9 protein-coding genes and 2 pseudogenes are annotated in these 10649 nt (G+C 74.4%); 3 read left to right on the top strand and 8 right to left on the bottom strand.

The annotated features are described in order from the left end of the window. Positions 1–193 (bottom strand): annotated as a pseudogene (locus AB0E96_RS32185) (TIGR03767 family metallophosphoesterase); the annotation flags it as partial. A gap of 142 nt (positions 194–335) precedes the next feature. Between AB0E96_RS32185 and AB0E96_RS32190 the strand changes: the two are divergent. Then, on the top strand, positions 336–1013 hold the full coding sequence (locus AB0E96_RS32190; protein WP_359829318.1) for a TetR/AcrR family transcriptional regulator: 678 nt from the start codon (positions 336–338) through the stop codon (positions 1011–1013). A gap of 12 nt (positions 1014–1025) precedes the next feature. On the opposite strand, the gene AB0E96_RS32195 is transcribed toward AB0E96_RS32190, so the two are convergent. The 7 genes from AB0E96_RS32195 to AB0E96_RS32225 form a co-directional block, all read right to left on the bottom strand. Then, complete coding sequence (locus tag AB0E96_RS32195; protein ID WP_359829319.1) at positions 1026–2201, bottom strand: agmatine deiminase family protein; 1176 nt, start codon at positions 2199–2201, stop codon at positions 1026–1028. 155 nt (positions 2202–2356) lie between these two features. After that, on the bottom strand, positions 2357–3187 hold the full coding sequence (locus AB0E96_RS32200; RefSeq protein WP_359829320.1) for an ATP-binding cassette domain-containing protein: 831 nt from the start codon (positions 3185–3187) through the stop codon (positions 2357–2359). Further along, a complete protein-coding gene (locus tag AB0E96_RS32205) occupies positions 3180–4178 on the bottom strand; it encodes an ABC transporter ATP-binding protein (RefSeq protein ID WP_359829326.1) in 999 nt (332 codons plus the stop codon). Before AB0E96_RS32205 ends, AB0E96_RS32200 begins: the two co-directional genes overlap by 8 nt. A 50-nt stretch (positions 4179–4228) precedes the next feature. Further along, positions 4229–5083: an ABC transporter permease gene (locus AB0E96_RS32210; protein ID WP_359829321.1), complete on the bottom strand. Its 855-nt coding sequence runs from the start codon at positions 5081–5083 to the stop codon at positions 4229–4231. Beyond that, on the bottom strand, positions 5080–6039 hold the full coding sequence (locus AB0E96_RS32215; protein WP_359829322.1) for an ABC transporter permease: 960 nt from the start codon (positions 6037–6039) through the stop codon (positions 5080–5082). The genes AB0E96_RS32210 and AB0E96_RS32215 overlap by 4 nt, the downstream gene beginning before the upstream one ends. Next, a complete protein-coding gene (locus tag AB0E96_RS32220) occupies positions 6036–7685 on the bottom strand; it encodes an ABC transporter substrate-binding protein (RefSeq protein ID WP_359829323.1) in 1650 nt (549 codons plus the stop codon). Before AB0E96_RS32220 ends, AB0E96_RS32215 begins: the two co-directional genes overlap by 4 nt. A 28-nt stretch (positions 7686–7713) precedes the next feature. Beyond that, a complete protein-coding gene (locus AB0E96_RS32225) occupies positions 7714–8763 on the bottom strand; it encodes an agmatine deiminase family protein (RefSeq protein ID WP_359829324.1) in 1050 nt (349 codons plus the stop codon). 157 nt (positions 8764–8920) lie between these two features. Between AB0E96_RS32225 and AB0E96_RS32230 the strand changes: the two genes are divergently transcribed. Together AB0E96_RS32230 and AB0E96_RS32235 are read left to right on the top strand one after the other, a co-directional pair. Further along, positions 8921–9562: a TetR/AcrR family transcriptional regulator gene (locus tag AB0E96_RS32230; RefSeq protein WP_359829325.1), complete on the top strand. Its 642-nt coding sequence runs from the start codon at positions 8921–8923 to the stop codon at positions 9560–9562. A gap of 127 nt (positions 9563–9689) precedes the next feature. Then, positions 9690–10508, top strand: a pseudogene (locus AB0E96_RS32235) (serine/threonine-protein kinase); the annotation flags it as partial. Positions 10509–10649 lie beyond the last annotated feature (141 nt).

Genomic DNA, 10649 nt, shown 5'->3' on the forward strand with positions numbered 1-10649 from the left:
ACCTCGGGGGTGGCGCCGCTCTCGTCGTCGAGCCAGCGGGCGAGGGAGGCGATGTCGCGGAAGCTGAAGAGGTCGGGCACGCGGACGCGGCGGTCAGCGCCGTGCCGGCGGCGACGGCCCCGGCGGCCGTCAGGAACCGGCGGCGGCCGAGCCGGGCCACGGTCGTCGCCTCGGATCCGGAGAGGTCTTCCATCACTGCCTCCATGTCAAAGTCCGCTGCTGGTCCAGCAGTTGACCGAAAAGGTAAAACTGACCAAGCGCTCGGTCAATACTTTGCGCAGGCGTCCTCCCCGATCCGCCGCAGCCCGGCCCCCGCGCTCGTTACAGTGACGGCCATGGCGACACGGGCGACGGGCACAGCGGCGGGAACCGGCTCCGGGACGGGCGGCCCCGGCCGGGCCCGCGCCGCCAAGGGCGAGCAGACCCGGGCCCGGCTGATCGCCGCCGCCCGCACCCTGCTCGCGGGCGACGGCGCCGGACGGTTCACCACCCGCAACGTGGCCGCGCTGTGCGGGGTCTCGCACGGGATGTGCCACTACCACTTCGCGGACCGCACCGAGCTGATCGTCGCCGTCGTGGCCGACATCCGGCCCGAGTGGATCACCCCGCTGGAGGAGGCCGTCGCCGGCCCCGGCGGCTACGCCGAGCGCGCCGAACGGGTACTGGCCCTGCTCACCCGGCCGGAGAGCCCCGACCTGGCCCGGCTGCACGCGGCCCTGCACTGGCTCGCCCTCAACGACGAACGCGTCCGCACCAGCCTGGAGGCCGAGTACGCCCGCTGGCGGGCCGCCTTCGTGCGGCTGTTCCGGTGCCTGGTGGAGGAACGCGGCCTGCTGGAGGGAGACGGCCTGCCGGGCGGACCCGGCGGCGTCGACCCGGTCCCGCTCGGGGAGGCCTTCGCCGCCGCCGTGGACGGGCTCGCCGCCATCGGGTCGCTCGACGGGACGGTGGACGCCGAACGGGTGCTGCGGACGCTGCTGGACTCGCTGGCCGCCCGGCCGCCCCGGGCCTGACGGTCAGGAGGCTCAGGCCCCGGGCGCGACCGGCTGCTGCTGGGTGGCGCAGTGGATGCCGCCGCCGCCCGCGGCGACGTGGTTGATGTCCACCTGGGTGACCTTGCGGCCCGGGTGGAGCTCGCCGATGATGCCGGCCGCCCGCTGGTCGGCGTTCTGGTCCCCGAAGCGCGGGACGATCACGCCGCCGTTGCAGACGTAGTAGTTGACGTACGTGGCCAGGAAGTCCTTGCCCGCGCCCGGGATCAGGCCGAGGTCCGGCTCGGGGAGGTCGACCACCTTGAGGGTGCGGCCCTTGGCGTCGGTCTCCGTCTGGATCACCTGCAGCGCCTGGGCGGCGGCGGTGGTCCAGACGTCCGCCGGGGCATCGGCGGCGGGCCGGTGCAGGACGACGGTGCCGGGCTCGGCGAAGCGGGCGAGGGCGTCGACGTGGCAGTCGGTGATGTCCTGCCCGGCGACACCCTGGAACCAGATCACCTTCTCGACGCCGAGCAGTTCCTTGAGGCTCGCCTCGATCCCGTCCCGGGTTCTGCCCGGGTTGCGGTTGCCGTTGACCCAGGAGCTCTCGGTGGCCATCAGCGTGCCCTCGCCGTCCACCTCGATGCCGCCGCCCTCGCCGGTGATCGGCGCCTGGACGCGGGCGATGCGGTAGTGGTCGAGGAGGTAGCGGGCGACCAGGCTGTCGTTGGCGTGGGTCTGCTTGTCGCCCCAGCCGTTGAAGTTGAAGTCGACCCCGGCGAGCCCCTTCGGGCCGGTGACGAAGGTCGGGCCGGTGTCCCGGACCCACAGGTCGTCGACCTTCAGTTCGAGCACCTCGACCGAGGAGCCGCAGGCCTGGCGGGCCTGGGCGGCCTGGTCGGGGCGGGCCAGCAGGACGACCGGTTCGAAGGCGGCGATCGCCTGCGCCAGCCCCGCGATGTCCTGCCGGACACCGGGCAGTTCGTCGCCCCAGACCTGGTCGAGCGCCGGCCAGGCCATGAAGGTGCGGGTGTGCGGCTCGGACTCGGCCGGCATGGCCCACCCGCCCGCCGCCGGGCTGCCGGACCCGGCCGCCCCCTGGGCCGTACCGCCGGACCCGGGCTGCTCCTCCCCTCCCCCGTCGGAGGAACAGCCGCCCGTCAGGGCCAGGGCGGCCAGCGCGGCCCCGGACTGCAGCAGCGAACGGCGGGACGGCCGGGGGTGAGCCATGGGGCCTCGATCCGCTTGGTGTCGGGTTCGGCTCCGCAGGCTACTGAGCCGAACATCGGAATCCGGTGCGGCACGCACCCGCCGTTCGAGGGAATTCGCTCACGGTGCGCCGGCGGCCCCGGGGGCTGCCGGCGCCGCCCGGCCGCTCCGGCCCGTCAGGTCCCACCCTCCGCCGGGTCGGAGTCGTCCCGCAGCGCGCGGCGCGCGGCGGCGATCCGGTCGGGGTCCCAGCCGGGCCTCGGGACGGACTCCAGCAGCAGCCGGGTGTAGGCGTGCCGCGGGGAGTCCAGGACGCGGGCGGTGGGGCCGGACTCGACGATCCGTCCGTGGCGCATGACGACGACCTCGTCGGTCACGCAGCGGACGACGCCGAGGTCGTGGGTGATGAACAGGTAGCCGATGCCGGTCCGTTCGCGGATGTCGGCGAGCAGGTTCAGGACCTGCGCCTGCACGGACACGTCCAGCGCGGCGACCGCCTCGTCCAGCACCAGGACGGCCGGCTGGACGGCCAGCGCCCGGGCGATGGCGACGCGTTGGCGCTGGCCCCCGGAGAGCTCCCGGGGCAGCGCCTCGGCCGCCCTGGTGCCGAGGCCGACCTGGTCGAGGAGTTCCCGGATCCGGGCCGGGTGGTCGGTGCCGGGGAAGTGCAGCCGCAGGGTCTCGCGGAGCGCGGCCCCGACGCTGGTGCGCGGGTCCAGGGAGAGGTACGGGTCCTGGAAGACCATCTGGACCTCGCGGGCGCGGGCCAGCCGCTCCGCCCGCCCCCGCACCCGGCCGCCGCGGGCCCGGCCCCGGACGGTGACCCGCCCCTCGTCGGCCGGTTCGAGGCCGACGACGATCCGGGCGGTGGTGGTCTTGCCGGAGCCCGACTCACCCACGATGCCGAGCGACCCGCCGGCGGCGAGGGTGAAGGAGACCTCGTCCACCGCCCGTACGGTGCCGAAGGTCCGGCACAGTCCGGTGACCTCCAGTACGGCCTCAGGCATCGGCGCGGCTCCCTTCGAGCGGGTGGTGGCAGGCGACCGGGTGCGCCTGCGGGGTCTCCTCGCGGCACCGGTCGGTCGCGTACCGGCACCGCGCGGCGAAGGCGCAGCCGGTCGGCTCCTCGCGCAGGTCCGGTGGTTGGCCGTCGATCGCGGCGAGCCGGCGGCCGTCGGACTCCAGCCCGGGGGTGGAGGCCAGCAGCGCGGCGGTGTAGGGGTGTCGGGGCCGGTCGAAGAGGTCGGCGGCGGGGCCCGACTCGACGATCCGCCCGGCGTACATGACGTGGACGCGGTCGCTGATGGCGGCGGCGAGGCCCAGGTCGTGGGTGACGAACAGCAGGCCGGTGCCGAAGCGTTCGCGCAGCCGGGCGAGGAGCGCGATGACCTCGGCCTGGCTGGTGACGTCGAGCGCGGTGGTGGGCTCGTCGGCGAGCAGCAGGACCGGGTCCCCCATCAACGCGGCGGCGATCATGACGCGTTGGAGCATGCCGCCGGACAGCTGCCCGGGGTGGCGGCGCAGCAGTTCCGGGCCGAGGCCGACGGCGTCCAGCAGTTCGGCGGCCCGCCGGTCGGCGTCCTCCCGGCCCATCGCGCCGGTGAGGCGGACGCTCTCGGTGAGGAAGTCGCCGACCCGGCGCAGCGGGTTGATGGCCGCCCGGGGGTCCTGGAAGATCATGGCGGCCCGGCCGGTGCGCAGGGCGCGCAGCCGGTCGGGGCCCATGGCCAGGACGTCCTCGCCGTCGACGAGGACGCTGCCCTCCACGGTGGCGCCGGGCGGCAGCAGGCCGAGGGCGCTGCGGGAGGTGAGGCTCTTGCCGGAGCCGGACTCGCCGACCAGGGCGACGGTCTCGCCCCGGCCCACGGTGAGGTCGACCCCGTCCAGGACGGGTCGGGCGGTGCCGGGCAGGCGCAGGCGCAGGCCCCGGACGTCGAGGGCGTTCACGGGCCGCTCGGGTTCGTGGCCGCCGCGGTCCACGGGGTCCTCCGGCTTCATCGGTGCCTCCCTGGTCATCGGTGCCTCCCTGGTCACGGGGTCCTTCCGCTTCATGGGGTCCTCCGGGCGACGCGGTCGGCCCAGCGCTCGCCGACGACGTTGAAGGCGACGACGGTGAGCACGATGAGGACGCACGGCAGGATCGCGGCGAGCGGATAGCCGTACTGGATCGCGGTCTGGCCGTCGAAGACCATCCGGCCCCAGTCGGGGGTGAGCGCGGGCACGCCCAGGCCGAGGAAGGAGAGGCCGGCGAGGTCCATCAGGGCGTAGCCGAAGTTGATGGTGGACTGGGCGAGGACGATCGGGGCGATGTTGGGCAGGACGTGCCGCAGGCAGATCTGCGCGGTGGAGAAGCCCTGGACCCGGTGGGCGGAGACGTAGGGCCGGGCGCGTTCGGCGAGCACCAGCGAGCGGGTGAGTCGGGAGACGTACGGCAGGTAGGCGACGGCCAGGGCGACGACGGGGGCGAGCAGGCCCTCCCCGTACACCGAGACGATCAGGATGGCGAGCAGCATGCCGGGGAAGGCGAAGACGAGTTCGGTGGCGCGGGACAGGATCGAGTCGATCCGGCCGCCGCGCCAGCCCGCGACCAGGCCGACGGCGACGCCCACGACGGTGGAGAAGGCGACCACGCCGAGCGGGCCGAGCAGCGAGGTGCGGGCTCCGAGCAGGAGCCGGGAGAGGGTGTCGCGGCCCGCGGCGTCGACGCCGAGCAGGTGGTCGGGCGAGGGGCCGGCCAGGGCGTTGCCGAGGTCGACGGCGTTCGGGTCGGCCGGGGCGAGCCAGGGGGCGAGCAGCGCGGCGAGCACCACCAGGGCGGTGACGCCCAGGCAGGCCGCGTGGAGCGGGGCGCGGGTGGCCTTGATCCGGCCGAGGCCGGGCCGGCGGGCGAGGGCGGTGCTCATGCGTCGGCCCTCCCGGTACCGAGGGCGACCCGGGGATCGACCACGGGGTGGAGCAGGTCGACGACCAGGTTGACGGCCATGAACAGGGCGACGACGAGCAGCGAGATGGCCTGGACGGTCGGGAAGTCCTTGGTGGTGGTGGACAGTTCGAGGAGCTGGCCGATGCCGCCGACGCTGAAGGCCGACTCCACCAGGACCGTGCAGACCAGCAGCGTGGAGACGATCAGGCCGCCGGTGGTCAGCACGGTGCCCAGCGAGTTGCGGAACACGTGGCGGCGGATCACCTCGCGCTCGGGAACGCCGCGGCTGCGGGCCACGGTGACGTGCTCGCCCTCCAGCGCGTCCAGCATCGCCGAGCGGGTGACCCGGGCGAGCATGCCGATCAGGTACAGCGCGAGGGCGATCGCCGGCAGGGTGAGGTGCCACAGCAGGTCGAGGGGGCCGTCCCCGGTGCCGCTGGTCGGGAACCAGCCCAGCCGGACCGCGAACAGGCCCTGGAGCAGCACGGCCGCGACGAAGGAGGGGGTGCCGACGGCGAGGGTGGTGGAGAGCAGGATCGCCGAGTCGGTCGCACCGCCGCGCACCGCGCCGATCCAGCCGAGCGCCAGCCCGATGACGACGACCACGACCAGGGCCATGGCGACGAGCGTCAGGGTGGCGGGCAGCCGGTCGGCGAGCAGCCGGGAGACGTCCGTGCGATAGGTCAGCGAGCGCCCGAAGTCGCCCTGCAGCACCTGGCCGAGCCAGCGCAGGTAGCGGACCAGGAACGGGTCGTCGAGGTGGTACTGCGCGTTGATCGCCTGCAGGGCGGCCGGTGAGGCGGACCGGCCCGACAGGAGGAAGCTCGCCGGATCGCCCGGCGCCAGGTACATCGCGCCGAAGACCATGAAGGAGGCGCCGAGCAGGGTCGCGGCCATCTCCGCCAGTCGCCGGGCGGCGAATCTCAGGAAGTTCACCGGGCGGCCCCCACGTCGGCGGCCCACGGGTAGTAGAGGTAGGAGATGGTGGTGGGGGCTCCGGTGACGCGCTTGTTGAGGAAGACGGCGGTCGGCCACTCGGCGACCGGGATCCACAGCAGCCGCTCGGAGGCGGCCTGCTGGAGCTTGGCCTCGATCGCGCCGCGCACGGCCGGGTCGTACGCGGCGGAGGCCTCGTCGACGAGGTCGTCGTAGGCCTTGTCGCTGTAGCCGGCGTAGTTCTGGTAGGCGCCGGTACGGAAGTTGGCGAGCAGGTCGAGCGGGTCGGTGACCGAGTCGTAGTAGGTCTCGGGGAAGAGGTCCAGGCCCTCGCGCGCCTTGGGGTCGGTGAACAGCCCGGTGAAGGCGTTCGGGGCGATCGTCCTCAGCCGGACGTCGAGGCCGATCCTCGCCCCGGCGGCCTGGACGGCGGTGGCGAGCAGGGAGACGTCCTGGCCGATGGTGCTGGTGGCGACGGTGAGGGTGCGGCCCTCCGCGCCGGCCTCCTTGACCAGGGCCTTGGCCCGGTCGATGTCCTGGGCGGTCGGGGTGAGGTGTTCGAAGGCGGCCGTCCGGACGTCGGCGGGGGCGCCGGCCCAGGCGGCCCGGGTGGTGAGGGAGCCGGTGACGGTGCCCGCGCCGGCGAGGCCGGTCCTGACGAAGCCGGAGCGGTCCAGCGCCAGGGACAGCGCCTGGCGGACCCGGACGTCCCCGAGTGCGCCCCGCATGCTGGTGACGTTGAGGTTGACGGTGCTCAGGCCCTCGCCGAAGTACAGGGTGCCCGCGCCGCTCCTCCTCAGCCGGTCGTAACTCTCGGTCGGGATCAGGTAGCCGCCGTCGACGTCCCCGGTGAGCATCGCGTTGGTGCGGGCGGACGGGTCGGTGAGGAAGGTGAGGACGACCTTCCCGGACTTGGCCCTGGTGCCCCAGTAGCCGTCGAAGCGCCGGAGCTCGATCGACTGGCCCTTGGCCCAGGCGCCCAGTTCGAAGGGGCCGGTGCAGTCGAGGCCGCCGCTGGTGCCGTAGTCCTTGCCGGCGGCCTCCACCCCGGCCTTGGCGGCGACCACCCCGGCGGCCGTCGCCATGTACTGCGGGAACTGGGAGTCGGGCTGCTTGAGCTTGACGGTGACCTGGAGCGGGCCCGTCCCGGTGACGGAGTCGACGTTCTGGAACACCTGGGCCCAGGCGGAGGCGTTGTCCGGGTTCGTCTGGCGGCCGAGGCTGTACACGACGTCGTCGGCGGTCATCACCGTGCCGTCGTGGAAGTGCACGCCGGGGCGCAGGTCGTAGACCCAGGTGGTCGGGTCGGGGTTGGAGGCCTTCTCGGCCAGGCCGGGGGCCAGGGTGAGCTGGGGCGTCCAGCGCATCAGGCTCTCGCAGACGTTGGCCAGCACGGTGTTCTGCGGGTAGTCGAAGGCCTGGACGTAGTCGAGGGTGGGCGGCTCGGCGTAGCTCGCCCAGGTGAAGGAGTCGAGCTCGCCCCGGGCCGGCGGGGTGCCGGCCGAGAGCTGCACGGGCGGCCGGTCGGCGTCGCCGCGGGGCGGGCCGGAGCAGGAGGCGACCAGGGCCGCGGCCGAGAGCAGGGCGGCGGTGAGGACGAGACGCCGTCGGGCGGGGGTGCGTCTCGCGGGCGCGGTGGGAGTCATGAGGGTGTTCTCCGTTCGCTGGCGAGCGTCAGGCGCGGGCGGCGGCGGGCGGGGTGGCCGGGTTCGCGGCGGCGGGCGGGGTGGCGGCCGGGATCTGCTGGGTGATGCAGTGGACGCCGCCGCCGCCGTGGGCGATCACCCGGGCGCGCACGCCGACGACCTTGCGGTCCGGGCAGGCGGCGGCGAGCACCGCCAGCGCCCCGGCGTCCTCGGGGTGGTCGGCGACCGGCACCACCACCCCGCCGTTGGCCAGGTAGAAGTTGAGGTAGCCGACCTCGACCTCCCCGCCGTCGACCTCGACGAAGGCGGCCTGCGGGAGGTCGACGATCTCGAAGGGCCGGCCCTGGGCGTCCGTGGAGTGCTCCAGCACGGCGCGGTTGGCCCGCATCCGCGCGTGGTCCGGGTGCTCCGGGTCGGCCGGGAGCTGCACCACGACCCGGCCGGGGGCGACGAAGGCGCAGACGCCGTCCACGTGGCCGTCGGTCTCGGTGTCCAGCGCCCCGCCGTACGGCAGCCAGATCACCTTGGTGACGCCGAGCCTGGCCTTCAGCTCGGCCTCGATCTCCTCCCGGGTCATCCCGGGGTTGCGGTTGGGGTGGAGCAGGCACTGCTCGGTGGTGATCAGCGTGCCCTCGCCGTCGACGGTGATCGCGCCGCCTTCGAGGATCATCTCGGAGCGGATCGCCGGGGTGCCGAGGTGGTCCAGCAGCAGGCCGCTGATCCGGTCGTCGGCGTCCCAGGGGCTGTGCTTGCGGCCCCAGGCGTTGAAACGGAAGTCCACGCCGGCCCGGCGGCCGTCCGCGTCGAGGACGAAGATCGGCGCGGAGTCGCGGAACCAGGAGTCGTCGATGGGGAGTTCGACGACGGTGACGCCCGCGCCGCAGTGGGCGCGCGCCTCGTCGCCGTGGCCGGGCGGCGCCACCATGGTGACCGGCTCGAACTCCGCGACGGCCTGGGCGACCGCCGCGTACTCGTGCTTCACCTCGGCGAGGGTGTCGCCCCAGAGGTCCGGACGGACGGGCCAGGCCATCAGGCAGCCGTCGTGCTCGGTCCACTCCGCGGGCATGCGGTACGTCACGGGAAGCCTCTTCTGCATCGGGGGTGTGGGGGGTGCCCCGCATCCTGCACCGTACTGAAAATTCAGTCAAGCTTTTCCTTCAAGGCCTCCGCCGATCCCTGAAACGATCATCAGGAAGTGGACTGACCAGCCGGGTGGGCCGGTAGAGTGGGCCACCATGTCGGACCGTCGGACGGAAATACTCAAGGCCGCGACCCGGGTGATCGCCCGGCGCGGCGTACGCGGGCTGCGGGTGAACGAGCTGGCGGGCGAGGCCGGGGTGTCCGCCTCGCTGATCTACTACCACTTCACCGACCGGGCCGGCCTGCTGCGCCAGACCCTGGAGTTCATCAGCGACCGCGCCGACCGCTACACCGCCGACGAGGACCCGGCACCCCTGAGCGGGGACCCCCTCGCCGACCTCGAACAGGTGCTGCTCCTGGAGCTCCAGGACACCGTCGAGGTGCGGGAGAACAGCACCGCCTGGGGCGAGTTGAGGGCCACCGCGGTCTTCGACCCGGACCTGCGCACGGACCTGGCGCGGACCACCCACACCTGGGTGCACGACATCGCCGAGCTGCTCGCCCGGGCCGACCCGGGCGGCACCGCCCCCGCCCACGCGGCGGCCGCCGAGCGGCTGACCGCACTCGTCGAGGGGCTGAGCGTGCGCTGGCTCAGCGGCTCCCTGCCGGTCGAGCACGCCCGCGGCCTGCTGCGCGGGGCGATCGAGGCGGAGCTCGGGCACACCCAGGGCACGCCCTGCGGGGCACCGGGCGGCACGTCGGGCGGACCCGTCGGGGCCGGATTCGGCCGATCCTGACAAAACCTCTAAACTCTCCGAGCCACGCCCGCCGCGCGCCGGTTCCCGGGGGTGTCCGGCCCCACGCCCTTCCGGGGTGTCCGGCCCCGCGCGTCCCGCCCCCCGACCGCCGAGAGAGGCAGTCCGCATGTCCGCTGACCGATCCCCCTTCGCCCTCCAGCCGGTCTTCCAGGAACTGGCCCCGGACGACCCGCGCGAGGTCGGCGGCCACCTGCTGGCCGCCCGGCTCGGCGCCGGCGGCATGGGCCGGGTCTACCTCTCCTACACCCCCGGCGGGCGCCCGGTGGCACTCAAGGTGGTGCGGCCCGAACTGGCCGAGGACCCGGAGTTCCGGGCCCGCTTCGCCCAGGAGGTGGCCAGCGCCAGACGCATCCACGGGCTGTTCACCGCGCAGGTGGTCGACGCGGGGGTGGACGCCGCCACCCCGTGGCTGGCCACCACCTACGTGCCGGGCCCCTCGCTCCAGCAGGTGGTGCAGCGCTTCGGACCGCTCCCGGAACGGACCGTCCTGCTGCTGGTGGCCGGGATCGCCGAGGCCCTCCAGGCCGTCCACGCCAGCGGCGTGGTCCACCGGGACCTCAAGCCCGGCAACGTGCTGATCGCCCCCGACGGCCCCCGGGTGATCGACTTCGGCATCGCCCGCGCCGCCGACGCCGCCGCGCTGACCGGCACCGGGCTGCGGATCGGCTCGCCCGCGTACATGGCGCCCGAGCAGGCGATGGGCCGGGCCGCGACCCCCGCCACCGACGTGTACGCCCTGGGCGCCCTCGCCGTCCACGTGGCCGGCGGCGCGCCGCCCTTCGGCGACGGGCCGGACCCGGCGACGCTCTACCGGACCGTCCACGAGGAGCCGGACCTCGGACCCGTCCCGGACGGCCTGCGCGCGCTGCTGCTGCACTGCCTCGCCAAGCGGCCCGAGGACCGCCCGACCACCGCCGAGGTGATCGCGGCCGCCCGGAGCCACCCGGCGGTGGGCGGGCAGCTCAGGTTCGGCAGGTGGCGGGTGCCGTCCTTGTCCACCACCACGTCCTTGGGGACCAGCTTCTCCTGACCACCGAGGGCGAGGGCCTGGGCGACCGGGGCGCTC

It is taken from the genome of Kitasatospora sp. NPDC036755, assembly GCF_040636595.1.
In the GTDB taxonomy this organism is placed as follows: domain Bacteria; phylum Actinomycetota; class Actinomycetes; order Streptomycetales; family Streptomycetaceae; genus Kitasatospora.